Annotated in this window: 29 protein-coding genes; 16 read left to right on the forward strand and 13 right to left on the reverse strand. The window is 61.2% G+C overall.

Annotated elements, in window-relative coordinates:
* Positions 1 to 6: 6 nt before the first annotated feature.
* The 4 genes from HXX25_RS01655 (at position 7) to HXX25_RS01670 (ending at position 2413) form a co-directional block, all read left to right on the forward strand.
* A complete protein-coding gene (locus HXX25_RS01655; protein WP_187166802.1) occupies positions 7 to 408 on the forward strand; it encodes a lysozyme inhibitor LprI family protein in 402 nt (133 codons plus the stop codon).
* The gene (locus HXX25_RS01660; protein ID WP_187166803.1) at positions 405 to 1037 is read left to right on the forward strand and encodes a glutathione S-transferase family protein; all 633 of its coding nucleotides are present in this window, start codon (positions 405 to 407) and stop codon (positions 1035 to 1037) included. Before HXX25_RS01655 ends, HXX25_RS01660 begins: the two co-directional genes overlap by 4 nt.
* A 9-nt stretch (positions 1038 to 1046) precedes the next feature.
* On the forward strand, positions 1047 to 1577 hold the full coding sequence (locus HXX25_RS01665) for an adenine phosphoribosyltransferase (RefSeq protein ID WP_187166804.1): 531 nt from the start codon (positions 1047 to 1049) through the stop codon (positions 1575 to 1577).
* Positions 1578 to 1753: 176 nt separating this feature from the next.
* A complete protein-coding gene (locus tag HXX25_RS01670) occupies positions 1754 to 2413 on the forward strand; it encodes a hypothetical protein (protein ID WP_187166805.1) in 660 nt (219 codons plus the stop codon).
* Positions 2414 to 2753: 340 nt separating this feature from the next.
* On the opposite strand, the gene HXX25_RS01675 is transcribed toward HXX25_RS01670, so the two are convergent.
* Together HXX25_RS01675 and HXX25_RS01680 are read right to left on the reverse strand one after the other, a co-directional pair.
* Positions 2754 to 4244, reverse strand: coding sequence for a S10 family peptidase (locus HXX25_RS01675; protein WP_187166806.1), 1491 nt, complete (start codon positions 4242 to 4244; stop codon positions 2754 to 2756).
* 80 nt (positions 4245 to 4324) lie between these two features.
* A complete protein-coding gene (locus tag HXX25_RS01680; RefSeq protein ID WP_187166807.1) occupies positions 4325 to 4981 on the reverse strand; it encodes a hypothetical protein in 657 nt (218 codons plus the stop codon).
* 100 nt (positions 4982 to 5081) lie between these two features.
* Here HXX25_RS01680 and HXX25_RS01685 point away from each other — a divergent pair, with 100 nt between their 5' ends.
* A complete protein-coding gene (locus HXX25_RS01685; RefSeq protein WP_187166808.1) occupies positions 5082 to 5975 on the forward strand; it encodes a 23S rRNA (adenine(2030)-N(6))-methyltransferase RlmJ in 894 nt (297 codons plus the stop codon).
* A gap of 128 nt (positions 5976 to 6103) precedes the next feature.
* On the opposite strand, the gene HXX25_RS01690 is transcribed toward HXX25_RS01685, so the two are convergent.
* From HXX25_RS01690 to lgt, 8 genes are all read right to left on the reverse strand, one after another.
* Complete coding sequence (locus tag HXX25_RS01690) at positions 6104 to 6976, reverse strand: enoyl-CoA hydratase-related protein (RefSeq protein ID WP_187166809.1); 873 nt, start codon at positions 6974 to 6976, stop codon at positions 6104 to 6106.
* Positions 6977 to 6987: 11 nt separating this feature from the next.
* Positions 6988 to 8220, reverse strand: coding sequence for a multidrug effflux MFS transporter (locus tag HXX25_RS01695; RefSeq protein ID WP_187166810.1), 1233 nt, complete (start codon positions 8218 to 8220; stop codon positions 6988 to 6990).
* 120 nt (positions 8221 to 8340) lie between these two features.
* The gene (ychF, locus tag HXX25_RS01700; RefSeq protein WP_187166811.1) at positions 8341 to 9438 is read right to left on the reverse strand and encodes a redox-regulated ATPase YchF; all 1098 of its coding nucleotides are present in this window, start codon (positions 9436 to 9438) and stop codon (positions 8341 to 8343) included.
* Complete coding sequence (pth, locus tag HXX25_RS01705) at positions 9438 to 10046, reverse strand: aminoacyl-tRNA hydrolase (protein ID WP_187166812.1); 609 nt, start codon at positions 10044 to 10046, stop codon at positions 9438 to 9440. The genes ychF and pth overlap by 1 nt, the downstream gene beginning before the upstream one ends.
* A gap of 33 nt (positions 10047 to 10079) precedes the next feature.
* On the reverse strand, positions 10080 to 10745 hold the full coding sequence (locus tag HXX25_RS01710) for a 50S ribosomal protein L25/general stress protein Ctc (protein WP_187166813.1): 666 nt from the start codon (positions 10743 to 10745) through the stop codon (positions 10080 to 10082).
* Positions 10746 to 10893: 148 nt separating this feature from the next.
* Positions 10894 to 11826 (reverse strand): ribose-phosphate pyrophosphokinase, encoded by a 933-nt coding sequence (locus HXX25_RS01715; RefSeq protein WP_370543750.1) that lies wholly within the window; start codon positions 11824 to 11826, stop codon positions 10894 to 10896.
* A gap of 85 nt (positions 11827 to 11911) precedes the next feature.
* On the reverse strand, positions 11912 to 13009 hold the full coding sequence (locus tag HXX25_RS01720) for a class I SAM-dependent methyltransferase (protein WP_187166815.1): 1098 nt from the start codon (positions 13007 to 13009) through the stop codon (positions 11912 to 11914).
* The gene (lgt, locus tag HXX25_RS01725) at positions 13006 to 13905 is read right to left on the reverse strand and encodes a prolipoprotein diacylglyceryl transferase (RefSeq protein ID WP_187166816.1); all 900 of its coding nucleotides are present in this window, start codon (positions 13903 to 13905) and stop codon (positions 13006 to 13008) included. Before lgt ends, HXX25_RS01720 begins: the two co-directional genes overlap by 4 nt.
* Before the next feature lie 82 nt (positions 13906 to 13987).
* On the opposite strand from lgt, the gene HXX25_RS01730 reads away from it, so the two are divergent.
* From HXX25_RS01730 to proC, 3 genes are all read left to right on the forward strand, one after another.
* Positions 13988 to 14314 (forward strand): accessory factor UbiK family protein, encoded by a 327-nt coding sequence (locus HXX25_RS01730; RefSeq protein WP_187166817.1) that lies wholly within the window; start codon positions 13988 to 13990, stop codon positions 14312 to 14314.
* Positions 14315 to 14457: 143 nt separating this feature from the next.
* Positions 14458 to 14958, forward strand: coding sequence for a YbjN domain-containing protein (locus HXX25_RS01735; RefSeq protein WP_187166818.1), 501 nt, complete (start codon positions 14458 to 14460; stop codon positions 14956 to 14958).
* Between the two features lie 2 nt (positions 14959 to 14960).
* Positions 14961 to 15791: a pyrroline-5-carboxylate reductase gene (gene proC / locus HXX25_RS01740; RefSeq protein ID WP_187166819.1), complete on the forward strand. Its 831-nt coding sequence runs from the start codon at positions 14961 to 14963 to the stop codon at positions 15789 to 15791.
* Here the strand turns inward: proC and HXX25_RS01745 are convergent, their stop codons facing one another.
* The gene (locus HXX25_RS01745; protein WP_187166820.1) at positions 15792 to 16535 is read right to left on the reverse strand and encodes an SDR family NAD(P)-dependent oxidoreductase; all 744 of its coding nucleotides are present in this window, start codon (positions 16533 to 16535) and stop codon (positions 15792 to 15794) included.
* On the opposite strand from HXX25_RS01745, the gene uvrC reads away from it, so the two are divergent.
* The 7 genes from uvrC (at position 16534) to HXX25_RS01780 (ending at position 23304) form a co-directional block, all read left to right on the forward strand.
* Positions 16534 to 18441, forward strand: coding sequence for an excinuclease ABC subunit UvrC (gene uvrC / locus HXX25_RS01750; protein WP_187166821.1), 1908 nt, complete (start codon positions 16534 to 16536; stop codon positions 18439 to 18441). The two genes, HXX25_RS01745 and uvrC, sit on opposite strands and share 2 nt — an antisense overlap.
* Positions 18438 to 19022 (forward strand): CDP-diacylglycerol--glycerol-3-phosphate 3-phosphatidyltransferase, encoded by a 585-nt coding sequence (gene pgsA, locus HXX25_RS01755; RefSeq protein ID WP_187166822.1) that lies wholly within the window; start codon positions 18438 to 18440, stop codon positions 19020 to 19022. Before uvrC ends, pgsA begins: the two co-directional genes overlap by 4 nt.
* A 62-nt stretch (positions 19023 to 19084) precedes the next feature.
* Positions 19085 to 19780 (forward strand): response regulator, encoded by a 696-nt coding sequence (locus tag HXX25_RS01760; protein ID WP_187166823.1) that lies wholly within the window; start codon positions 19085 to 19087, stop codon positions 19778 to 19780.
* Positions 19781 to 19792: 12 nt separating this feature from the next.
* Entirely contained in the window at positions 19793 to 21112 is a 1320-nt protein-coding gene (locus HXX25_RS01765; RefSeq protein WP_370543743.1) for an ATP-binding protein, read from the forward strand.
* A 727-nt stretch (positions 21113 to 21839) separates the two neighbouring features.
* On the forward strand, positions 21840 to 22232 hold the full coding sequence (locus HXX25_RS01770) for a hypothetical protein (protein WP_187166824.1): 393 nt from the start codon (positions 21840 to 21842) through the stop codon (positions 22230 to 22232).
* A 79-nt stretch (positions 22233 to 22311) separates the two neighbouring features.
* Positions 22312 to 22917, forward strand: coding sequence for a hypothetical protein (locus HXX25_RS01775; protein ID WP_187166825.1), 606 nt, complete (start codon positions 22312 to 22314; stop codon positions 22915 to 22917).
* A 63-nt stretch (positions 22918 to 22980) separates the two neighbouring features.
* Entirely contained in the window at positions 22981 to 23304 is a 324-nt protein-coding gene (locus HXX25_RS01780; RefSeq protein WP_187166826.1) for a hypothetical protein, read from the forward strand.
* Positions 23305 to 23363: 59 nt separating this feature from the next.
* Here HXX25_RS01780 and HXX25_RS14225 read toward each other — a convergent pair whose 3' ends face one another.
* On the reverse strand, positions 23364 to 23600 hold the full coding sequence (locus HXX25_RS14225; protein WP_370543751.1) for a DUF2282 domain-containing protein: 237 nt from the start codon (positions 23598 to 23600) through the stop codon (positions 23364 to 23366).
* 344 nt (positions 23601 to 23944) lie between these two features.
* Positions 23945 to 24289, reverse strand: coding sequence for a dihydroneopterin aldolase (locus HXX25_RS01790; RefSeq protein ID WP_187166827.1), 345 nt, complete (start codon positions 24287 to 24289; stop codon positions 23945 to 23947).
* A gap of 134 nt (positions 24290 to 24423) precedes the next feature.
* Between HXX25_RS01790 and phhA the strand changes: the two genes are divergently transcribed.
* A complete protein-coding gene (gene phhA / locus HXX25_RS01795; RefSeq protein WP_187166828.1) occupies positions 24424 to 25335 on the forward strand; it encodes a phenylalanine 4-monooxygenase in 912 nt (303 codons plus the stop codon).
* The last annotated feature ends 249 nt before the right edge of the window (positions 25336 to 25584 follow it).

The raw sequence follows: 25584 nt of genomic DNA on the forward strand, positions 1-25584 counted from the left end.
TACGAGATGCCAGTTTTTTCTGTTTTGGCCAGCCTGCTAGTTCAGGACGCGGCCCTGCCGGAATACTCCGCGCCCGCGCGCCCGATGATTGAATGCTCCGAGCACCTAAATGATGGCCGCGCGCTGAATAGTTGTCTGGGCGGTCTGCTCGATACAGCCGGGGATCAGCTGGACGATGCGCTGGAGGCCGCCCGTACCGAAGCCGCCGAGATTGATCTCGACCTGCCGGGCCTTGCCAATGCGACGGCCCATCTCGACCGCGCCCACACGGCCTGGATCGCTTATCGCGATGCCGAATGTCAGCGCCGCGCCTCGCTCCTGATGATTGGCGATGATGGCGAGGCGATTGCCCTCGATTGCCGCATTTCCATGACACGCGACCGCACGACGGAGTTGCGCGAACAATGAGCCGGCCGGTGCTGCACATCGGCAATAAGCGCCTGTCCACCTGGTCCTTGCGGCCCTGGCTGGCGCTGAAAAAGGCCGGCATCGATTTTGGCGAACACCTCATCCCGCTGGATCAGGAAGAGACTCGCGATCAATTGCTGGCGCTGTCGCCGGCGGCGACCGTGCCGGTTCTGGAAACGGCGGACGGGAATGTCTGGGACTCCCTGGCCATTTGCGAGTGGGCGGCCGAGCAAGCGCCCTCGCTCTGGCCGGAGGATGCAGCGCTTCGCGCGCGGGCCCGCGCTATCGCGGCCTCCATGCATTCCGGCTTCTCCGCCTTGCGCAGCGAATTGCCGATGGATTTGCAGCGCGAACACACGGCGAAGGATATGAGCGTGGCCTGCTGGGCAGACATCGAGCGCATGCAGGCGCTCTGGGCGCATGTCAAAACCGGAGACGGGCCCTTCCTGTTCGGTGAGTGGTCGATTGCCGATGCCTTCTTCACGCCCGTGGCGACGCGTTTCGAGACCTATTGCGTGCCGTTGTCCACAGATGCGGCCGCCTATGTGAAGACGTTGCTGGCCGATCCTGTTTATAACGACTGGCACGCCGCCGCCCGGCTTGAAACCTGGGATGCCCCCCGTCACTAGAGGCTTGTTATGGACCTGATCAGGAACGCCATCCGCACCATTCCGGACTATCCCAAGCCCGGTATCCAGTTTCGCGATGTCACGACCTTGCTCAAGGATGCGCGGGCTTTCCGCGCCGCCATCGACCAGATGGTCCAGCCCTGGGCCGGGGCCAAGATCGACAAGGTCGCCGGTATCGAGGCGCGCGGTTTCATCCTCGGCGGCGCTGTGGCGCACCAGCTCTCGGTCGGCTTCACGCCGGTCCGCAAGAAGGGCAAATTGCCCGGACGCACACTGGCCGAAGACTATGAGCTGGAATACGGCACCGATACGGTTGAAATCCACGCCGATGCGGTGGCCGAAACAGAACGCGTGCTGCTCGTCGATGATCTCATCGCCACCGGGGGCACCGCCGAAGCCGCGATCAAGCTTTTACGCCGCGCCGGAGCCGATGTTGTCGGAGCGACTTTCGTCATCGATCTGCCCGATCTGGGCGGTGCAAAGCGCATCGAAGCCCTCGGCGTGCCCTGTGCCAGCCTTGTGAGTTTCGAGGGCGGGTAGGGTGCATTGCCGATTTGGCAAAATCAACATCGCCTCCCTCCGACTTGATCGGAGGGTCTCCTTGAAATCGAGATCGTCCGGTCAAGCCGGACGAAGACGGCGGTGTTGAATCAAGCACCCTCGAACCACATGCGCCATTCTGCTATTCTCTCAAATAGTTTGGGGAGGGACTCACCATGTTTGTCGGTCATTATGGCCCGGCGCTAGCCGGGCCGCGCTTTGTCAAAACCGTGCCGGTCTGGGCGATGTGTGTGGCGGTCCAGTTCCTCGATTATCTCTGGGGTGCCTTCGTCTATTTCGGCATTGAGCATGTCCGCATCGAGCCGGGTTTTACCGAAGTCAGCCCACTTGATCTCCATGACATGCCGTGGACGCACTCCCTCCTTATGGCCGTCGTCTGGTCGATTGTGCTGGGCTTTGTGTGGTCGCTGATTGCGCGGACGCAAAGACGCGCCGGCGCCATTATCATCGGTCTGGGCGTCTTCTCGCACTGGCTGCTGGACCTGCTGGTCCATGTGCCCGACCTCGCCCTGTGGCCGGGTGGCCCGAAGGTCGGCTTTGGCCTCTGGAATAACGAGCCGGTTGCCCTGACGCTGGAATTCGGCGTGCTGGCGGTGGGGCTCTTGCTCTACATCTCCGCGACGAAAGCAAAGGGCGCATTCGGGAAATTCAGCCCGTGGATTTTCGGCGTGCTTCTGGTCGGGCTCTATTCGATCAGCTTTTTCGCGCCGCCGCCGGAAACCGCCCAGCAATTCGGCCCGATGGCGATTGTCCTCTACACGCTGGTCGCCGTGCTGGCCTGGCTGTTGTGCGACCGGATGCGGGAGGCGAATTAACCTGAGCGCCAACAATAATCATAGGCGCAATTATTCTGGAGTTTACCTAGGAAATGTCGCTCTCATTCATAGGCTGCCAAGCGACGCAGTCACTGTACGGCTTCTGAGCCATCAGCCGTTCGCCGTCCGCGGACCGTTTCTTCGGGTTCGTCGAGCAACAGCTGCCAGGTTGCTGTACGATAATCCTACGCTTGCCCTCAGAATAATCTTTTTGCGACCATTTCCATCTTGCGCAGCCGCAATCCCTACAGGTTTGTGGTGGATATTTTGCCATAATTGAACCCATGGATTCAGCTTAGAAAGAAGGCACCAAAATATAGGCACGATTATGAGCCGCCTACTACTCCCCCAACAACTCCCGCACATCGGCCACAAATGCCTCCAGCGAGGGATGGTGGATATACATCATGTGCCCGGCTTCATAATAGCGGAAGTGGACCCGGTCCGGGTCAAAGCCGGGCTGGTTGAACATCAGTTCCGCCGAGAAGAACGGCGTCGCCAGATCGTAATAGCCCTGTGCCACCAGAACTTCGAGATCGGCGTTCTGGCGCATGGCCGTCGCTACCCATGGCGTCACATTGACATAGGCCGAGCCCTGACCGGTGGAGCGGTTCCAGCCCGACGCAGTGGGAATATCGATCACCGAGTATTCCTCCGTAATGTCAACGCCCAGCGTGTCGGTGAAATAGTGCAGCATGGCGGCCGTATAACCGCCATCAATGCCATAGGCGGATGGATCATATTCGGGCCCCTCGCTGACGGCATCGGCTTCCTCGCCGGTATAGCGGCTGTCCAGACGTCCTACGGACAGGCCCTGATCGCGCAGGAGTTCACGCATGAAGCGGCGCAGGCTGACGCGCAGATTGGCGCGCATCAGATAATCTTCCGACAGGCCGATATAGCTGGCGAGCTCGGCGGCCACCGCGCGGCGGTCGGCTTCCGGCAGGCTCGCCCCGCGCAAAAGCGCCGGCATGTAGGTGTCATAGGCAAAATTGCGGGCATCGGCGATGAAGGCTTCGATATCACCATTCCAGGCCGCCCGGTCGACGCGCTCGTGATACCAGGCCGTTGCGGCAAAGCCCGGCATCAGCCCGACAAAGCCGACATCATTGCCCTCGGACGTATCGTCGAAGCGGAAATCCAGAACAGTGGAGATGAGGGCGACGCCGTTGAACGAAACATCCGTCCAGCCGCCCTGCATCTCGTTGAGCAACGCCGCAATCCGCGTCGTGCCATAGCTTTCGCCGAGGAGGTATTTCGGCGAATTCCAGCGCCGGTTCTCCGTCAGCCAGCGGCGGATGAAGGCGCCGAGCACTTCGGCATCCTCGCGAATGCCCCAGAAGCGGTCGGTATCGGCATCGCCCAGAGGCCGGCTCCAGCCGGTGCCGACCGGATCAACAAAGACGAGGTCCGCCTGGTCCAGGATGGAAAGATTATTCTCGACGATGGAATAGGGAGCCGCGCCGTCATCGCGGGCATCCGGCGGCAGATCCAGCCGGTACGGGCCGAACACGCCCATATGTAGCCACAGGCTGGCCGATCCCGGTCCGCCATTGAAGATGAAGGCCACGGGCCGTGTGGCGCGATCCTCGACGCCTTCGCGTATATAGGCAGTCGAGAAGATGGAGGCGTAAGGTTCGCCATCATCACCGGCCATGAAGGTCTCGCCCGCGATCACGGAATAGCGCACGCGCTGGCCATTGGCCGTGATCTGGCCCTCGCTTTCATAGACGCGGGAGCCATCCTCTCGGGCTGTTGTCGCGGCGTCCTGCGCCGCCGCCGTGCAGGCGCTCAGCGCGATGGCGGTCAGTATGGAAATCAAGCGTGTCATGAAGGCCTCCCCGGATTTACAGGGGAAGATAAAGGCTTCACGCCGCAACGCAAATGCCGATGCGGCAGGGCCGTGCGGCGTCAGTCGGCCTCGACGGGACGAAGCACGGTGTTGAAGACAAAGGGTTCGGCAATCCGCTCGGCGATGGCCAGACGGGGAGGCAGGCCGGACTCCTGACTGCCGATAATGCTGACCAGATACTGAACCACATAATTCCCGGACTGCAGCTGATAGAGATATGTCCCCGTCAGAATGCCGGTATCGGGATTGCGGACACCCGTCCAGCAAACCCGCAGATTCAGCTCATGGCCTTCAGGGTCGGTCAGCGGCTGGTCGATGATCTTGCCGGGATCGTCATCGGCACAATAACTGCCGTCGGTATCGGCGCCGCCATCTGGCAGATGGGCCACACCGGCATTGATCTCGAAGTCGTAAACATCCCCCTCCTCGTGCTCCACCGCCCACAGATTATCAAGTTCGGTGGCAACCATCGGGATGATGGTCTCCTGATCCAGCAGGATGAATCGCTCCGGGTCGGATGTTTCGAAGGCGGCCTCGACAAAGTTGACGATGGCGCGAGCCGTGGCGAGCGAGGAGTCATCGCCTTCTATCTCATCCGCCATATAGGTGGTTGCGTCGATCAACCGGCCAAAGCGGTCCAGCGTGTCCTGCGCCGACTCCGATGCGAAATCGGAATCCTGCGTCAGCAGGCTTATTGCCAGAATCAGATCGATCATCCCGGTCTCCCCTTTGCGCCCGACATTGCTGTGTTCTTTTGCGTTCGTCGAGCCGAAAAGCATCTGGCCAGATCGATAGTGTCCGCGCTAGACGAGGGCCATGAATTATCGTCACGCCTTCCATGCCGGAAATTTTGCCGATGTGCTGAAACACGCGGTTCTGGCGCAATGCCTGGCCCATCTGAAAAAGAAGGCCAAGCCGTTCCGCTATATCGATACCCATGCCGGTGTCGGCGCCTATGACCTCACCTCCAGCGAGGCCCAGCGTAATCCCGAATGGCAGGGCGGCATTGCCAGGGTGCTCGCCGCCCCACGCCCGCCGGAGGTGGAGGAGGCGCTGGCACCCTTGCTGGACGTTGTCCGCGCCATGAATCCCGGCGAGACGCTGACCACCTATCCCGGCTCGCCCGAACTCGCCGCCCGGATGCTGCGCGACCATGACCGCGCGCATCTGTGCGAATTGCACGAAGCCGACGCGAAAACGCTCGACCAGCGCTATGTGCGCAATGCGGCGGTGAAGGTGGAAAAGCGCGATGGCTACAAAGCCCTGCACAGCCTGGTGCCGCCGCGCGAAAAACGCGGCGTCGTGCTGGTCGATCCGCCCTTTGAACATCGCGACGAGATGGCCCACATGGCCGAAGCCGTCCGCAAGGCGATTCCGAAATGGACTGGCGGGACCTATATTTTCTGGCGGCCTCTGAAGGATTTATGGGCGTCCGAGCGGTTCGATGTCGGGCTCGCCGAATGGCTGTTTGAAGAAAATTACGCCACGCCTGAAAACGTGCTGCGCGCGGATCTCTGGGTTCGCGATCTGGAAGCCGAAGGCAAGCTGGCGGGCGCCGGCGTCGTCATCATCAACCCGCCCTACACGCTGGAAGCCCAGCTGCTCGCGCTCCTGCCATGGCTGGCCGAGACACTGGCGGTAGGAGAGGGCGCCGGCTGGCGTCTGGATGGTGCGGCAACGGATGAAAGCCTGTCGGTCGAGGAGTTTTAGGCGGCAGTCTTATTCGTCATCCCGGACAGGCATCGCCTGATCCGGGATCCATGCCGGGACATGTTGGTTTCAGAATGGGTCCCGGGTTCGCGCCTTCGGCACGTCCCGGAATGACGGACGTTGAAACCCTAATACGTTTCCTCGTCCCAGAACGGATACCAGGGCGGCATATCGGCAGAGGGTTTCAGCGGGAAATCCGGCGGGCGTTTTTCCAGAAAGCTCATCACGCCCTCGGCCGCATCCGGGCCAATCCCGGCATGCAGAATGGCTTTCGATTCAATCCGGTGCGCGTCCATCGGCGTGTGCGGCCCCAGCATGCGCCAGGCCATCTGCCGCATCATCGCCACCGAGACCGGCGCCGTTGTCTCCGCCAGCGTACGCGCATAGTCGATCGCGGCGGGCAGCAAATCCTCCGGCGCGTGCAGGCTTTTCAGCAAGCCGGCCTGATGCGCTTCTTCCGTCAGGAAGGTCCGGCCCGACATCGCCCAGTCCATCGCCGTTGAAATGCCGACCACGCGCGGCAAGAACCAGCTCGCCGCCCCGTCCCAGGCAATGCCGCGCTTTGAAAAGGGATAGGCCATTTTCGCGCCCGGCACGGCAAATCGGACATCCATGGGCAGGATCATGGTGGCCCCGATCCCGACCGCCGGACCGTTAATAGCGGCAATGACGGGTTTGATGGAGTTGAAGATTCGCAGATTCATCAAGCCGCCCGTATCGCGCCAGCGCGGGTCGTTATCGTCGAGACCGCCTTCAGCCTTGGCTTGCGACACCGCATTGAAGGTTTCAGCCCCCAGAGACAGATCGGCCCCGGCGCAAAAAGCCCGCCCTGACCCGGTGAAGATCACGGCGCGCACATCATCATTGGCATCGGTATGATCAAGCGCTGCGACAACCTCGCGCATCATGTCGTGCGTATAGGCATTCATGGCCTGCGGCCGGTTCAGCGTGATCGTCGCGACCGGCCCGTCAATATCCAGAAGAATGGTGTCGAAATTCATGCGGGAATCTCCTAATCGTCTGTGCCTTCGCCGAACCATGCGCCGCGTTCGGTGAAGTGGACCACGGCCAGCGCCGCAAGCCCGGTCAGGGCCTGTCCGGCGATCAGCGGCAGGGTGGAGTCATTATAGAGCTGGCCGATCACCGCGCCGATAATGGCGCCGATCACGCCCGTCCCGAACCCGTAGGCGGCAGACGCCGTTCCGGCGACATGGCCGACCGGCTCCATCGCCAGCGCGTTGAAATTGGCGGCGATCAGCCCCATCAGCATCATCGCCAGCGTCAGCAGCGCCATGAAGATCAGCAGGTTTTCCGAGGCGAACACAATCAGTGCCACATGCGCGAGGCTGATCACGGTAAAGCCGATCAGCGCGCCTTGCGACAGCCGCCTCTGGCCCAGCCGCATCACCAGACGGGAATTGATGAAATTGGTGATCGCCATGCAGGCCGCCATACCGGCAAAGGCCAGCGTCCACACCGTTCCAAGGCCGAAATGTTCGGCCATGATCTGTTCGGAGGAATTGAGCAGGCCATACAGCCCGCCGAAGAAGAAGGCACCGGCAAACATATAGCCGACCATCGCCCGGTGCCGCAGGCTTTCGCGATAGGCGCGGATCGAATCCATGAAATCGAGCTTGCGCCGGTATTCCTCGTGCAGCGTCTCCGGGAGTCGGATGCTCAGCCAGATGGCGAGGCCCGAGGCCGTCACAAGCAGGAAAACAAAGATCCAGCGCCAGGGCGCGATCAGCAGAATGACTTGCCCCAGGCTGGGCGCGATCACCGGCACAGCCATGAACACCATCATCGCCATGGAGACGACCTGTGCCATGCGCCGCCCGGAGGTGAGGTCGCGCGCAATAGCGGTGCCGATCACCCGTGCGGCCGCAATGCTCATGCCCTGTAACAGGCGGCCCAGCAGCAGCACCTCGAAATTCCAGGCGATCAGGCAGAAGACGGTCGCGCCGATATAGAGGACCAGCGCGCCGAGCAGGACCGGCTTGCGCCCCCAGCTGTCCGACAGCGGACCATAGATCAGCTGCGCCAGACCGAAACCGACCAGAAACGCTGTGATTACCAGCTGGCGTCTATTGGGGTTTTCGAGGCCGAGATCATCGCCGATGCCCGGAAGCGCCGGCAGCATCATATCGATCGACAGGGCGACGATCCCCGTCGACAGGACCAGCAGCGTTACCAGCTGCCAGAACGTCATCAGCTGACGTTCACCCGCAAATTCTGAATCCTGCATCTGTCCCTCGTCCGGACTAGGTGCGGGATTCAGTCCGGGATGGCAAGAAGAGGGCGCATACAACTAAAAATAGATTAATGTGCTCGTGGGCGTCAGGCCCGATGCGGTGCACTCGCACCGTTACACATTGAACTTGAAGTGCAGGACATCGCCGTCCTTGACGAGATACTCCTTGCCTTCCTGACGCAGCTTTCCGGCCTCGCGGGCGCCGGCTTCGCCATTATAGGCGACATAGTCCTCATAGGCGATGGTTTCCGCCTTGATGAAGCCCTTCTCGAAATCGCCATGAATGACACCGGCGCAGCGCGGTGCGGTCCAGCCGTGCTTGAAGGTCCAGGCACGGGCCTCTTTCGGACCGACGGTGAAATAGGTCTGCAGCTCCAGAAGATTGTATCCGGCGTGGATCAGGCGATCGAGACCGGCCTCTTCCAGACCGATGGCGTCGAGATATTCCTGCCGCTCATCAGCCTCCAGCAAGGCCAGCTCGCTCTCGATCTTGGCGGAAATCACCACCGCGTCAGAGCCCTGCTCGGCGGCATACTCCACAACGCGCTGTGAATGCGCATTGCCGGTTCCGGCACTGTCTTCATCGACATTGGCGATATAGAGGACGGGTTTGGAGGTGAGGAGTTGCAGCATCCGCCAGGCCTTGCGCTGATCGGCGGGCACATCGGCCTTGCGGGCCGGGCGGCCCTCGGTCAGCTCGGCGAGCGCCAGATCAATCAGGACGAGGGCTTCCTTGGCCTCCTTGTCGCCAGTCCTGGCGCGCTTTTCCAGATTGCCCCGGCGCTTTTCAAGGCTCTCCATATCCGCCAGCATCAGCTCGGTCTCGACCGTTTCCAGATCCGCGATCGGATCCACCCGGTCCTCGACATGGGTGACATCGTCATCCTCGAAGGCGCGCAGCACATAGGCGATGGCGTCGGTCTCGCGGATATTGGCCAGGAACTGATTGCCCAGCCCTTCACCCTTGGAGGCACCGCGGACCAGCCCGGCGATATCGACAAAATTCATCCGCGTCGGAATGATCTCTTTCGACCCGGCGATTTTCGCCAGCACATCGAGGCGTGGTTCCGGCATGGCGACATCACCGACATTGGGCTCGATCGTGCAGAAGGGATAATTCGCCGCCTGCGCCGCTGCCGTCTGTGTCAGCGCATTGAACAGGGTCGATTTACCGACGTTCGGCAGGCCGACAATTCCGCATTTGAAACCCATTATTCTTGTCCCTTGTCATCACTCCCCGGCGCGGGCGCCAGGTGGGTCACCCTCGTCTGGAAGGCGTCATAATCTTCGGAGGCCAATAGTGGCATGGAGCGCGCAATCGCATCGATCAGATCGCTGACCCAAGCCTGTTCGGCCTTGGGTATATCGGACAGCACATAGCCGGTGACGCGATTCTTGTCACCCGGATGGCCGATGCCGATGCGGCCGCGGCGGAAATCGCCCTCGATATGCGCCTTGATGGAACGCAGACCGTTATTGCCGGCATGACCGCCGCCGGTTTTCAGGCGGAATTTTCCGGGCGCCAGATCCAGCTCGTCATGGAAGACGACAATCCTGTCGGCAGGAATGTCGTAATAACGCGCGGCTTCGCCCACGGCGCGGCCACTTTCATTGTAATAGGTGCCGGGTTTCAGCAGCAGGACTTTTTCGGGACCGGACGGCGTCTCGATCGTGCCCTCGCTCACCGCACCCTTGAAGCGCGCCTTCCAGGGGCTCAGACGCCAATAATCGGCCATCTCATCAAGTGTGAGAAAGCCGATATTGTGGCGGTTATAGCGATATTTCGAGTCCGGATTGCCCAGACCGACGATCAGCAACATGGTCAGCCCCCGAATGGCGGGGAGGCAAGGCCCCTAGTCTTCGGAGCCTTCGCCCTCTGCGTCATCGGCTTCGGCCTCGGTGCCTTCTTCGCCGTCTGCATCTTCGTCGGCAACAGCCGTTTCGTCTTCCAGAGCAACGCGGGCACCGGCCAGCGTGGCGATGGTGAAGTCACGGTCTGAAATGGTCGGCGTGATGCCTTCCGGCAGGGTCACATCGGAAATGTGAACCGAATCGCCGATTTCCATGGCGGAGATGTCGATCTCGATCGATTCCGGAATGGAACCGGCCGGGCAGGACAGCTCGACCGAGTGACGCACGACATTCAGTGCACCACCGCGTTTCAGGCCCGGTGATTTTTCCTCGCCGAGGAAGACCACGGAGACTTCAACATCGATGATCGAATCCGCGTCGACGCGGAACAGGTCAATGTGCAGCGGCACGTCGGAGACCGGATCGAACTGGACGTCTTTCGGGATCACGGACTGCTTTTTGCCGTCATGCTCCAGCGTCACCATGTGCGACAGGAATTTGCCGGTATTGATCGCCTTGCGCAGAACGTTGTCACGCACGGCAATCGCGACCGGGCCCAGTTTTCCGCCATACAGCGTTCCGGGTACGAAGCCTTCGCGGCGAACAGCGCGAGCGGCACCGGTACCGGTGTTTTCGCGAACGTCGACGGGGAGAACGATGTCACTCATCGGTCTGATCCTTGAAACAAGAAAGGCCGCACCAGAAGCAGCCTATCGGGGCCGAGCCCCAAGCCAGTTGAATTCGAGCCGCGGCGTATAGCCGATCACTTCACGGCGCGCAACCGCTCTCAAGCGGGATTCACAGCCCGTAATGCGGCTAGTCAAACAGTTTGGAGACCGACTCCTCATTCGCGATCCGCCTAATGGCTTCACCCAGCAGCGGCGCGATGGAGATCATGCGGATATTCGGGGCCTTGGTCACCGACTCATCCACGGCAATGGAATCGGTCATCACCAGTTCGGAAAGCTCGGATTTCGCAATGCGTTCGACGGCTTTGCCGGACAGCACACCATGCGTGACGTAGGCGGAAACGCTGATCGCGCCCTGCTCTTTCAGCTTGGCCGCGGCATTGCACAGCGTGCCGCCTGAATCGACGATATCGTCGAAGATGATGCAGCGGCGGCCTTCGACATCACCGATGATATTCATGACTTCCGACTGGCCCGGTTTCGGGCGGCGCTTGTCGACGATGGCAATATCGGCACCCAGCCGGCTGGCCAGCGACCGCGCCCGGACCACACCGCCGACATCGGGAGAGACAATCATCAGTTCCGAGGTGTCGTAATGGCGCAGAAGATCATCTTCAAAGACCGGTGTGACAAACAGATTGTCGGTCGGAATGTCGAAGAAGCCCTGTATCTGGCCGGCATGCAGGTCCAGCGTCAGAACCCGGTCGGCACCGGCTTCCGAGATCAGATTGGCGACCAGCTTGGCGGTGATCGGTGTGCGGCCACCGGTTTTGCGGTCCTGCCTTGCATAGCCGAAATAGGGGATGACGGCGGTGATCCGCTTCGCGCTCGCCCGCTTCAGCGCGTCGATGCAGATCAGGAGTTCCATCAGATAGTCATTCGCCGGCTTCGACGTCGACTGGATCAGGAAGATATCCTCGCCGCGGATATTCTCGCCAATGCGGACGAAAATCTCGCCATCCGCGAAGCGTTCAATCTCGCATTCGGTGAGGGGGGCGTCGATATGATCGCCAATGGCTTTCGCCAGAACCTTGTTTGAAGTGCCTGAAACGAGTTTCAGAGGGGTCCGTCCAGCCATCGGTCCGCCTTTATGTTGCCGCGCAGAGGTCCGATAGCAGAGCCGGCGCCGGTATTGAACTGTTAATTCATCCGTGGTCGGCAAATCCCGGTGGTTTCGGCAATCCCGGTGTGGATAAGCTCATCACCTTGAAGAGCGCGCCCATCTCGTCGGGGTCCGAAAGACGCATCACCTGCCGGGCGATTCGCGATTTTTGTTCCGGCGCCTGACGGATCAGGGCCGCGGCTCGCACCTCCAGCCCGAGCGCATTCAGCCAGTCGCCCTGCGTGGCGGGGCCGGCGACGTCCAGACCGGCGGCTTTCGCGAAACGGCCCAATTGTTCGAAATCGACCCGCGCCGTCAGATCAGCCGTGCCGGGCGCCTCCAGCGGATCGCACTTCTGGTGCTGGCGGATGGCCTGAAACGTATCGCCCGCCTCGCTGAGGGCGGGGCCGTAATCAACAAACAGGGCATGGCCGGGGTGATCTGAAAAGCGTTGCGCCAGGACATCTACCACCTGCTGATCGCCGGGCCGCAGCTCGGCCAGCGTGCCATCGGGCGCGCCGCGCAGGCGCTCCGGAACCAGATCGGCTTCGGTGCCGAGTTGCGGCCCGACAGCAAACCGGAAGCCATCGCCCGCCTCGTTCAGCGCGATCATGCGTTCATGCCACTGGCCATTCTGTTTTACCGCCTGCCGCATGGGCAGACAGTCGAGAAATTCATTGCCGACAATGATCGCCGGGCCGGGCGGAATATCCTCGATCCGGTTGAGCCAGCCAATCTCCACACCCATGGGGGTCAGCGTCCGGCCCTGCACCATTTTCAATGCGGCACTGGCTTCGATCAGATGGATTTGCGCGGCCTGCATGAAGCCGGACACGGCCCGCCCGGCGCGCACAATGTCGCTCATCATCTGGCCGGTGCCGGGGCCCAGCTCGACCAGCTGGAAGCTGCCGGGCTGGCCCATATCCATCCACACCTGCGCGCACCACAGCCCCATCAGCTCGCCGAACATCTGGCTGACCGAGGGGGCGGTGATGAAGTCCTCGCCCGCGCCAATCGGGTTTTTCGTCGCGTAATAGCCTTCACGCGGATCGAACATGGCTTCGGTCATAAAGGCCGCCACCGAGACCGGTCCGCCATGGCGGATACGTTCGGCGATACGCCCGGCAATCCCGTCCATCATTTGGAGGCGACGACTTTGGTCGGGGCCGGCGCTGGATCGGCTTTCAGGGCACGATAGAGCAACCACAGGCCCGCAAAGAACATCGGGATCGAAAGCAACATGCCCATCGTGACATAGCCTTGCAGGGCTTCCGGCATGTGGGCATCCGGTTCGCGCACCGTTTCCAGCAGCGCCCGCGACAGGCCGTAAATCACCAGGAAGGCACCGGTATTGAGGCCGGGCCGCGACAGCGACTTGTATTTCCAGGTCAGCACATTGACGACGGCGAAGATCAGAAGGCCTTCCAGCGCCGCTTCATAAAGCTGGCTCGGATGGCGCAGGGCACACAAGCGGTCATTGGCAAAGCGCATCGCCCACGGCACATCGGTGACGCGGCCCCAGAGCTCGCCATTGATGAAATTCGCCATGCGTCCGAAAAACAGCCCGATGGGCGCGACCACGGCGGCGGCATCGGCAATCCGCCACAGATCCAGCTTGCGCGCTCGCGCCGTCAGCCACAGTGCCAGACCGACCCCGATCAGCCCGCCATGGAAAGACATGCCGCCTTCGGTAATGCCGGTAATGACCCATAAGGGCCGTTCCCAGAAGGCATCGATCTGGTAGAAGAGGACATAGCCCAGACGCCCGCCACCGATGACGCCAATGGTCGCCCACAGGAGGAGATCGTCGACATCCTCCTCATCAAATGGCGACCCTTTGGGCTTACCGTTCGAGGGCACCCAGAGTTTGGGACGCCGCGCCATCGCCACCATATAGCGCCAGCCGACCAGCAGGCCTGCGATATAGGCGAGCGCATACCAGCGGATATCAAACGCCCAGCCTTCATTGATGAAATCCAGCGGAATGGAGAACAGGACCGGGTCAAAGTTGAAGGTCGGCTCGCAAATCTGTTGCATCTGGGCTCCTGCGCTGGCCTGTCACATTGCATCTGCGACCTGAAATCGCATATACGCACAGACAAGGAAAGAAGGCCACGACATGCAAACCCGTAATCCGCTGCTCAATGATTTCGCTGAACTGATGACGGACGCCTTCTCGGCGGCGCAGGCAGCCGGTGAAGAGGCGCAGACCGTTTTCCGGGCGCAAGCCGACAAAATGGCGGCGCGTATGGATTTCGTCAGCCGCGAGGAATTCGACGCGGTCAAAGCCGTGGCACAGGCTGCGCGCGACGAGGCCGACGCTCTGAAGGTCCGCATCGAAGCTCTGGAAAAGGCGGCCACAAAGCCGGTTGCGAAGACGGCCTCGGCCAGAAAGCCGGCGGCGAAGAAATCCACAGCCAAAAAGCCTGCCAGCGGCAAGAAGTAAGCTAATCCACGACTCCTCACCGTCGGGGCTATTGCCCCGGCAGAAAAACCGGCCCTAGGCTTGTTCCCAAGGCCCGCGCGATTCGTTCCGGATCGCATGCGGAGGCCGGGACAGGGCAACCGGCGCGAAAGGACACACAGCGCATGGAACTCGCGACTGAGACCACATCGTATGAGAGCGATCCGCTCGACGCCGTCGAGCAGGCCGTGATTGCCGAGCAATTGCCCTATGAGCGCGATGAGGCGGGCGAGCTGCACATGTCGGCGCCCGGCGCCTGGCGCGATCACCAGATCTGGTTCGCCTGGCGGCCCGATCATGACGCCATTCACGTCTGCGCCAGCCTCGAGCTGAAGGCTCCGAAGGCCCGCTTTCGCGAGATTTGCGAGTTGGCCGCGCGCCTGAATGAAAAGCTCTGGTATGGCCATTTCGATGTCTGGGAAGAGGATGGCGGCGTGGTCTGGCGTCACGGCATCCCGATTCCGCAAGGCGAGACCCTGTCTCCGGCGCAGGCCGCCGCATTGATCAGCGCGGCCCGCGAAGCCGGCGAACGCTTCTATCCGGCCTTCCAGTTTCTGGTCTGGGGCGGAAAGACAGTGGAGGAAGCCGCGCAATCGGCCATGTTTGAAACCATTGGCGAGGCCTGATTGTGACCACGGACGGACGTATCGCGCTGATCGGAGCCGGCCGTATGGGCGGAGCACTCGCCGCTGGTTGGCTGCGCGGCAAGGGCAAGATTGATCCCGCCCGGCTGCTGATCTGTGCGCCGAATCCCACTGACGAGATGGCGGTGCTGATCAAGACGCATGGTCTCAAATGCGTCGATGCGCTCGGCCCGCGCATGGCGAAGGACGTCTCGCTGGTCGTGCTGGCGGTGAAGCCGCAAATCTTCCACCAGATTGCCGGCGATCTGGCCAAGGTCCTGCCGGACAATTGCGCCATCATTTCCGTTATGGCGGGCGTCACTATCCGCACCATGACCGAAGCACTGGGCGACCGGCCGATTATCCGCGCCATGCCCAACACGCCCGCCGCCATCGGCGCGGGCATCATTGTGGCTGTAGCCAATGACGCGGGCGAAGCGCGTCAGGCCGAGGCCACCAAGCTTCTGAAAGTGGGCGGTTCGGTCGAGTGGATTTCCGACGAGCGCATGATGGATGCGGTGACCGCGGTTTCGGGATCCGGCCCGGCCTATTTCTTCCTGCTTGCCGAGGCGCTGGCCGGAGCGGGCGAAAATGAAGGCCTGCCGCGTGATCTGGCGGAGAAGCTGGCGACCAATACGCTGATCGGGGCCGGCGAACTTCTGAAACGCTCAGACCTCTCGCCGCAGGAATTGCGCCGTCAGGTCACCTCGCCCAATGGCACGACGCAGGCCGCGCTCGATGTGATGATGGGCAATAGCGCCCTGCCGGAATTGATGCGCCGCGCGGTCAATGCCGCCGAACGCCGTTCCCGCCAGCTCAGCGACCCGAACCGCTAGCTACCCGCCCTTCGACACATCGCGGTGACGGCGCATCAGGTGTTCGCCGCCATCGACGAGGATGGTTTCCGCCGTCATCACCGGGCTGGCGAGGATGAAGCGGACCGTGCGGACGATATCCTCCGGCGTTGAGCCGCCCTGCATCGGATTATTCCGGTGCGCGGCCTCGAATTCGGCCTTGCTCATATCCGGTGCGGGCAGGGTCAGGCCCGGCGCAACGCCATTGACGCGCACATTCGGCGCAAACTGCATCGCCATCGTCTCGGTCGCGGTGTGCAGCCCGGCCTTGGCGAGGGTATAGCTGAAATGGTCCGGGTTCAGATTGTACAGTTTCTGGTCCAGCAGGTTGATCACACAGCCGGAATTGCGGGTCGCATGGCTTTCCGCCATCACTGACGCCAGAAGGCAGGGCGCAATCAGATTGATGTTCAGGATGCGCTGCATGTCCGCCGGATCAAGCGCATTGGCGGCGTCATAATCAAAGACCGATGCTGAATTGACCAGCACGTCGATCCGGCCCAGCCCGCGCACCAGTTGGACGAGGGCGGATGTCTCTGCGAGGTCGAATTGCACGGCCTCGGCTTCGCCGCCGGCGGCCCTTATGTCCGCCACGATCTGGCCGGCCTCATCCGCTGAATGGTTGAAATGCACCCAGGCCTTATAGCCGTCTTCGGCCAGCGCTTTGGCGATGGCTGCGCCCAGACGCTTGCCAGCGCCGGTCACGAGGGCAATTTTAGGCATCATGAAAGCCTCCCGGCCTGTTCGACCCCCAACCGTCGCGGAAGATGCGGCGGCCCCTCCTGAAGAGGGCACTGCCGGTCTGACCGGACCCGAGGTCATTGCATCTTACGTCAAGCGGCTGCCCGCGAAACCCGGCGTCTACCGCATGTACAGCAAGGATGGCGACATTCTTTATGTCGGCAAGGCGAAAAACCTGAAAAACCGCGTCGGCAATTATGCCAAGGGCGGCGGTCACAATAACCGCATCGCCCTGATGATTGCGCTGACCCGGTCGATGGAATTCGTGGTGACGGAGACCGAGACCGAAGCACTGTTGCTGGAAGCCAACCTCATCAAGCGGCTGAAGCCGCGCTTCAACGTCATCCTGCGCGATGACAAATCCTTCCCCTACATACTCATCCGCACCGACCATGAAGCCCCGCAAATCCGCAAGCATCGCGGCGCGCGCAAGGCGAAAGGCATGTATTTCGGCCCCTTCGCCAGCGCCGGTGCGGTCAATGCCACGCTGAACACGCTTCAAAAGGCCTTCCTGCTGCGCACCTGCACCGACAGCGTTTACGAGGGACGAACCCGGCCCTGCATGCTCTATCAGATCAAAAGGTGCGCCGGGCCTTGCGTCGGTCTCGTCAAGCCGGACGCCTATGCCGAACTCGTCGGCGAGGCCGAAGCCTTTCTGCGCGGCCGCTCCAATGCCTTGCGGGAGGGATTGAGCGCACAGATGGCCGAAGCCTCCGAAGCGCTCGACTTTGAAGCCGCTGCGAAATTGCGCGACCGCATCCGCGCCATTGCCTCGGTGACGACAGAGCAGGGCATCAATCCGGAGGGCGTGGAAGAGGCCGATATCGTCGCGCTGGCGCAGGAGGGTGGAAAATCCTGTGTGCAGGTCTTCTTCTATCGGGCGGGCCAGAATTGGGGGAACCAGTCCTTTTTCCCGAAGCACGAGGCCGAATCCGAGCCCTCGGAGATTCTCGCTGCCTTCCTTGCGCAATTCTATGATGATCGCCCGGCTCCGGCCCTGATCATGACCTCGCACATCGTCGACGATGCCGAACTGATCGGCGAAGCGCTGACCCTGCGCGCCGATCGCAAGGTGACGGTGATGACGCCGCAGCGCGGTGAGAAGAAGAAACTGGTCGAGCGTACCCGCACCAATGCTCGCGAGGCGCTGGGCCGGCGTCTGTCCGAAAGCGCCACCCAGGCCAAATTGCTCAAGGGCGTCGCCAAGGTGTTCAAGCTGGACGAGCCGCCAAGGCGCATCGAGGTCTATGACAATTCCCACATCCAGGGCACGAATGCGCTGGGCGCGATGATCGTGGCCGGGCCGGAAGGGTTTTCAAAGACCCACTACCGCCGCTTCAACATGAAGGGCGATGATGCCGCCACCAATGATGATTTCGCCATGATGGCCGCCATGTTGCGCCGCCGCTTCTCCCGCATGATCAAGGAGCGGGAAGAGGGCGCTCCGGTGCCGGATCTGGTGTTGATCGATGGCGGCAAGGGCCAGCTTTCCTCCGTCTTGGAAGTGATGGAGGAGCTGGGCGTCACCGACGTGCCGGTCGCCGCCATTGCCAAGGGCCCAGAGCGCGATGCCGGCCGCGAAGCCTTCTACATGCCGGGCGAAGCGCCGTTCAAACTGCCGATGAATGATCCCGTGCTGTATTATCTCCAGCGCCTGCGGGACGAAGCCCACCGCTTTGCCATTGGCGGACACCGCGCCAAACGCCAGAAGGCGATGCGGGATAATCCGCTCGATTCAATCCCCGGCATTGGCCCGTCGCGGAAAAAAGCGCTATTGGCTCATTTCGGCTCCGCCAAGGCGGTGGAACGCGCCGCGCTTGGCGACCTTGAAGCCGTGGAGGGCGTCTCCGCTGCCATGGCCAAGCGCATTCATGACTGGTTTCAGCAATGATTTTTACCTTTCCGAATATCCTCACCGCCTTTCGCCTCGTGGCCGGTCCGCTGGGCGCGCTGTTTTTATGGTGGGCGCTGAATGCCGAGACCAATGAGGCCCTGATCCGCTGGTGGAGCTTTGCGCTGGCCCTGTTTATCGGCGGCGCACTGTCTGACTGGTTTGACGGCTGGCTGGCGCGTCGGCTGGGGCAAGTCAGCGCCTTCGGGGCCTTGCTCGATCCCATTGCGGACAAGGTGTTCGTCGGGGCCTTCCTGATCGTGTTCGGACTCTGGTCAGGCCTGTGGTCGGTGTCCTGGCCGATTGCCGTCATCCTTTCGCGCGACATCATCATGACCATGATCCGCCTGTCGCGCCTCGGCAAGGAGCGCATTCCGGTTCCGGTTTCGCTGGCCGCCAAGGTCAAGACCGCCGTGGAAATGCTGATGATCGCCTGGTTTTTCGCCCTTATCTTCCTGGTAAGCGGCGACAGCGTCTGGGCGTATGAGGCGTGGATCGTCTTCCTCTGGATCGCCGCCGCGCTCAGCCTTTATACCGGCCTGACCTATCTGTGGATGATGCGAAAGACTTCGTCGGGATAAGTGATCCCGCATTTGCGTGCTAGAGAGCTATAAGCCGCCGCATCCAGCGGTAAGGACGATGTATGACCGAGATTTCTGACACCCATATTCTCGTCGTGGATGATGATGACCGCATCCGCGATCTGTTGAAGCGCTTCCTGACCAAGCGCGGCTATCGGGTCTCGACGTCTGCTGACGCCGCAAAGGCCCAGGGCAAGATGCGGTCGATGGATTATGACCTGATCGTTCTGGATGTGATGATGCCGGGCATGGACGGGTTCGAGTTGACCAAACTCGTGCGCGAAACCCGCGAGACGCCCATTCTGCTTCTGACCGCCCGCGGTGAAGCGGAGGACCGCATCAGGGGCCTTTCGCTGGGGGCCGATGACTATCTGGCCAAACCGTTTGAGCCGGAAGAGCTGGTCTTGCGCATCAATGCCATCCTGCGCCGTTCCAGACCGTCGGCCATCGAGCACAGGAAAGTGCGTTTTGGCGCCTTCCAGTTCGATATCGGAAATGGCGCGCTGGCGAAAAACGGTGACGCTGTGCGCCTCACCGGCGGCGAGGAGACCCTGTTGAAAGCCCTCGCCCGGGCGGTTGGCCAGACAGTCTCCCGCTATGATCTGTGCGATCTGACCGGAGGCGGTGAACGCGCCGTCGACGTGCAGATGACGCGGCTTCGACGCAAGCTGGAAGCCGACCCGCGCCAACCGGTTCATTTACAGACCATTCGCGGTGAGGGATACAAGCTGATCGCTGATGCGATTTTCGAGGATTAGGACCGCGCTGATTTGGGACCGTTGAAACGATATCTGCCGAAAAGCCTGTTTGGCCGGTCCCTTTTGATTTTCGTCGTGCCCGTCGCGGTCATGCAGGGGCTGATCGCCTGGGCCTTTTTCGAGGAGCATTGGGAGACCGTGACCCAGCGCCTGTCGGAAGGCGTTGCCGGCGATGTCGCCCTGATGACCGAATTCTTCGAGAATAGCGGCGAGGATCGGGCGGCGTTCGAAGCGATGGCGGATTCCGCCTATCGCAATATGCAGCTCTCCGTGGATTTTCGTGAGGGCGAGCTTCTGCCAACTTCTCGCCGGTCGTCCTTTTTCCGGACGCTGGACCGCACCTTGCGGCGATCGCTGACGGCGTCGATGGAAAACCCGGTCTGGTTTGATACCACGCGTTATCCCGCCTATGTCGATATCCGCGTCCAGACCGAAACGGGCGTTTTGCGATTTATCGCCGTGCGCGAGCGCGTTTTTGCCACGACCGGGCATATCTTCCTGCTCTGGCTGTTTGGCGCGACGGCGCTGCTCAGCCTGGTCTCGGTGATCTTCATCCGCAATCAGGTCAAACCCATCCGCCGGCTGGCCGATACGGCCAAGCGGTTCGGCCGCGGCGAGGATGATACCGAATTCAAACCCGCCGGCGCGCGCGAAGTGCGCGAAGCCGCCCATGCCTTCATCGACATGCGACAGCGCATCACCCGTCATCTCGATCAGCGCACCTCCATGCTGGCCGGGGTGAGCCATGATCTGCGAACACCGCTGACCCGTCTGAAATTGCAGCTCGCTCTGATGCCGGACGGGCCGGAGCGAGATGATGCCATCGCAGACGTCTCCGAAATGGAGCACATGCTGGAGGAATATCTGGCCTTTGCGCGCGGGCAGGTCAGCGAGGAGACCGTTGAGGCCGATGTCTCGGCGCTGGTCACCGAAACCGTCGAGGCGGCGCGCCGTGCCGATCCCGGCATCACGCTGAAAGCCGAGCCGGATATCCGCGCCAATGTCCGTCCCGGCGTGTTCAAGCGCGGCATCGCCAATCTGATTGCCAATGCCTGCGCCTATGGCACGAAATGCGAGGTTTCGGTCAGGCGTCAGAAGCGGCGTCTGGAAATTATCGTCGATGATGATGGTCCCGGCATACCCGAGGACAAGCGGGAGGAGGCGTTCAAGCCCTTCTCGCGCCTTGATGAAGCCCGCAACATGAATCGCGAAGGCGTCGGCCTGGGCCTTGCCATTGCGCGCGATGTTGCGCGGGGGCATGGCGGCGAAGTGGAATTGTCACAAAGCCCGCTCGGCGGCCTGCGCGCGGTCATGCGCCTGCCTCTGGCCTGAGCCACATCAACTCTGACAATCTTCGTCATCCTCCGGTTTTTTCAATTTCGTCATCCTCCGGTTTATCCGGAGGATCTCGAACGAAGCGCGCGGCTATTGAGGTCCCCCGATCAAGTCGGAGGAAGACGGAAAGTGAATTCGGTGAGATGTCGAGACACACCTACGCCCAAGCCCTGAGCGTGTTTCATATGAGCACGGCCCGCAAAACATGCGTTGAAACTGGACGCCCGGGCCGCGCGCAGCGGAAACAAGTTCGAGAAACACCCCGAACCCCGTCAGGGTTCGCAAGCGCGACCGCGCGCCCGCAGCTTTAGCGAGGAGCGAAGGCCCGGAGGGGCCTGAGCATCGGGAAAAAGTGTGCGCTCCCATGGTCAGATCGCACCAATTCTTCCGCTTCAAGGAGGAGGGTGAAAATGGCTGCGGTGCCCGTCTGCCGAAAGCTGACCCCTGCGAGGGAGGGTGGGGCCAGAGACCGGTTTCAGGACACCGCAACCGGGAGCGCACATCCGGGAAACTGACAGGTCGGTCCTGAATGCCGGCTGAGGAGAACGGGCTTTGTTTCGCCGTGCTTGCGGCATGAATAAGGCGACCGTCATGGCCATCCCCGCCTCTCTTGGTACGCGAGTGCAGCATAATTTGTTCCCGATTCAGGCTTTTTTTTCGAATTAAGTCGTGGTTAACTCTGGTCACTGCGTCGGGGGGCGTTGAACGTGAGCAGGAAAATCTCATGAAAAGATTTGTAATGACCGCCGCCATTCTGGGCCTGATGACCTCTGGCGCCGCTCTGGCCGATGGCATGGATAACGCCGTCGGTAATACCGTCCGCATTATCGTCAATGACGCAGGTGAAGGCTTTGACGTCTACTTCGACGCCGGCGGTGCCTATTCCGACAGCCTGGGGCGGACGGGTGCCCTGTGGTCGTTTGACGAACAGCTCTGCATCATCCCGCCGCCGGAGTCCGGCGGTGAAACCAATTGCGGTCCCTGGAACGAGGAACTGGCCGTCGGCGGCAGCTGGCAGACCGATGGCTGGTCCGAGGACGGCACCATGATCACCATTTCCATCCTTGAAGGACGCGGCCATGACGCGCCGACCCCTCCGACGCCACCGGCTGAATAATCCGCACCACACACGCCTTCGGGGATAATGAAGCGGTCAGCCTCCGGGCTGGCCGTTTTGTTTTTTGAAGGAGACCGCCATGAACCGGCCTGACCGCGCCGCAATCCACAAAGCCATGAAGGACAAGGGTTATGTCATTTTCGGAAACTCGAAGGGATTTGACCTCAATATAGTCGGTATCCGGTCGGCCGAGACAAAGGCCAATGCCTTCGATGACTGGCTGACCGTCTCTTATAAGGATGCCGCCCATGGCGACTGGGCGTTTTATGCCTTTGCCTGCACAACGGATCCCGGCCTGTCCCATTTACAGAATCTGTCGCATCCTGATGGCACCGCTGTCCTGAAGGAAGGCCAGTACCGCTCCTCGCACATGATCCGCAAACATCAGGGACAGTATGACGCCATCTGTCAGAAGCCCGGCTATACGCTTCAAACCTATCGCGACCGCAACATGGACGGCACGATAGATCGCGACTCCGACCGGATTTTCAACAATGCGACTGGAATCAACATCCACCGCGCCAGCCGCACCCGGCGGTCAACGCAAGTGGATCGCTGGTCGGCCGGTTGCACCGTGATCGCTGATCCCACCGATTTCGATGTCGTGATGACGCTCGCGCGCCGGGCGAAAGAGATTTACGGCAATGGCTTCACCTATACCCTTTTGAACGAAGCCGATCTCTGACAGGCACGGTTCATGCAAGTGTGCTAGGATAGACTCCGGTTTGCGTAGTGTAAGGGGAAAACCATGTTCATTCTCGGCCGCGTCGGCTCTGTCAGTGCCACACTGTTTCTGGCCTTCATCCTCGCCCTTGCCATGCTGGTCACGCTCGGCCTCTATGCGCCGGATCAGCTCAACTGGATGCTGAACTGGGCTGACAGGGTCGAGGATTGGCTGACCCATACCGCCCTGCCGAACCGGTATAACAATCTGGTGCGGCTCTTCCTGTCCAACCAGCAGATCACCTTCCTCTTCTTCACCATCATCGCGCGCATCATCATCGCGATCGTGGCCAGCCTGTTCATGTCGGCGGTGAAGCCGAAATCGAAGATCGACAAGGCCTTCGGATAGCAAAACGCCGCCGTGGGAACCACGGCGGCGCATCGCCAGAAATCAGAAGTCAGAACCGCTTACGGGCGTTCGACCGGCTCGAGCGAGCCATTGCCGTAAGGCGTTTCGACCGATTCGCAGGTGCCTTCCGGAACATAGGTCCACGCATCGCCCTGATAATCGACCGTCGACGTCCCCTCACACGAGGTTCCCGGCCCGGCGGCGCAATCGTTTTCACCGGCCAGCGCAATGCCATAGCATTGCTCCATGCCGTCAGTGTCCATGTCGTCCATGGCCATCTCGACTTCATCGGCCATATCCGACGCCATGTCACCGGCATCATCCATCATGTCGCCTGCCGCATCAGCGGCATCATCCATGGCATCGCCAGCGGCGTCGCCCATATCGCCCATGGAATCGCCGACAGCGTCGCCAGCGGCTTCAGTCGTGCTTTCCATTGTGGCGGAATCGTCTGCCATCGTATCGTCAGATGTTGCTTCTTCGCTCGCAGAGCAGGCCATCAGGGCCAGCGCGGGCAGGGCAACGGTAAACATGAAACGTGTACGCATAAGTCTTCCCTTCCTTAACTCGCCAAATACAACGCATTCTGGCGGTTCGGGTTCCTTACCATAAATTCATGTTCTGTGCAGGGGGTATAATTCTAGAGCGATATCCGCGCTGACAATCGTTCCGCAGCCACGGTGCGCGGCGTCTTGTGGACGGCCGCCGTGACGCGGGCGACATCGGGGAAGGCTTTCACGCGCTCGGCAATGGCGAGCGCCAGGGTCTCGATCAGATCATAATGCTTCAGATCAGCGGTCTGCTGCACAGCGGCGGCGACCTCGTCATAATGCGCGGTTTCGCCAATGGAATCATGGGACGGCACAGACTTCAGCGTGATTACCAGATCGACCGTGACATCCTGACGCGCTGCGCGCTCAAAGTCATGAACACCCAACGCCACGGGAACCCGCAAGGCCGCAATTTCAATATCCATTTGTGGCATGGTGATCATGTCCCGGTAGCAATCATCTGGCGTTTGCATAAGCAGGTTAGGGTGGGGTTTCAAGCAAGACCCACCTTGGCGCGTCGCCCGCGACCGGTTAAGATAGTTGCAAATGAAACTAACTGGAGGCCGTCATGGTCGAACTCCGCGTCCCGACAACCGATCCCATCGTCCAGCGCCAGGTCGAAGCCGGTCAGGTGCGCGATGATTACACGATCGACCAGTGCTGGGACGAATACACCGATGACGAGCATGCCATGTGGCACAAGCTCTATAACCGCCAGACGGAAATGCTGGGCAATCGCGCGGTGAAGGAATTCTATGACGGGCTCGACGCGCTCGGCCTCGATGACAGCCAGATCCCGGATTTCCGTGAGCTCAATCCCAAGCTGGAGGCCCTGACCGGCTGGAAGCTGGTCACCGTGCCCGGCCTCATCCCTGACGAGCCCTTCTTTACCCATCTGGCCAACCGCCAGTTTCCGGTCGGGCGCTTTATCCGCAAGCCGGACGAGATCGACTATCTGCAGGAGCCCGACATTTTCCACGATGTCTTCGGCCATTCCCCGCTGCTGGGCCTGTCCACATTTGCCGACTATATGGCCGCCTATGGCCGCGGCGGCCTGCGCGCGCTGGAATTCGGCACGCTGGAAAACATCACCCGGCTCTACTGGTACACAGTGGAATTCGGCCTCATCAAACAGGATGACGCGCTGAAGATTTACGGCGCCGGCATCGTCTCCTCCTATTCGGAAAGCGTCTTCTCGCTGGAGGCGCGCTCGCCCAACCGCATCGGCTTTGATATCGAGCGCATCATGCGCACCCAGTATCGCTATGACGATTTCCAGCAGACCTATTTCGTCATCGACAGTTTCGAGCAATTGCTGAACGACACGGTGAAGCAGGACTTCGCGCCCCTCTATGAGCGCATCAGGGGGCAGGACGATATCCCGGCCCGCGCCATAATTGACGGCGATGATGTGATCCAGAAGGGCACGCAGGAATATGCCGACGCCGGCGGGCGATGGGAAAACGCGCCGCAGGTGTAGGGGGCGCGAAAACACTCGGCATCCGGGGCGAGCGCCAGCGCCATCACACGACCCCCACCACCCGTCATCCTCCGGCCGCGCAAAGCGCGAGACCGGAGGATATCGCCTTCAGGGAGACCCTCCGGTCAAGCCGGAGGGAGACGCCGAAAACGCCAAAGCCACACCGTCCGCGCCGCAACTCTGCCCCCCGCCACAATCCGGACACAATCGGCGCGCTATACTCCGCCCATCGTAATGGTTTGATGATTA

The sequence above is a fragment of the Hyphobacterium sp. CCMP332 genome, from assembly GCF_014323565.1.
In the GTDB taxonomy this organism is placed as follows: Bacteria; Pseudomonadota; Alphaproteobacteria; order Caulobacterales; family Maricaulaceae; genus Hyphobacterium.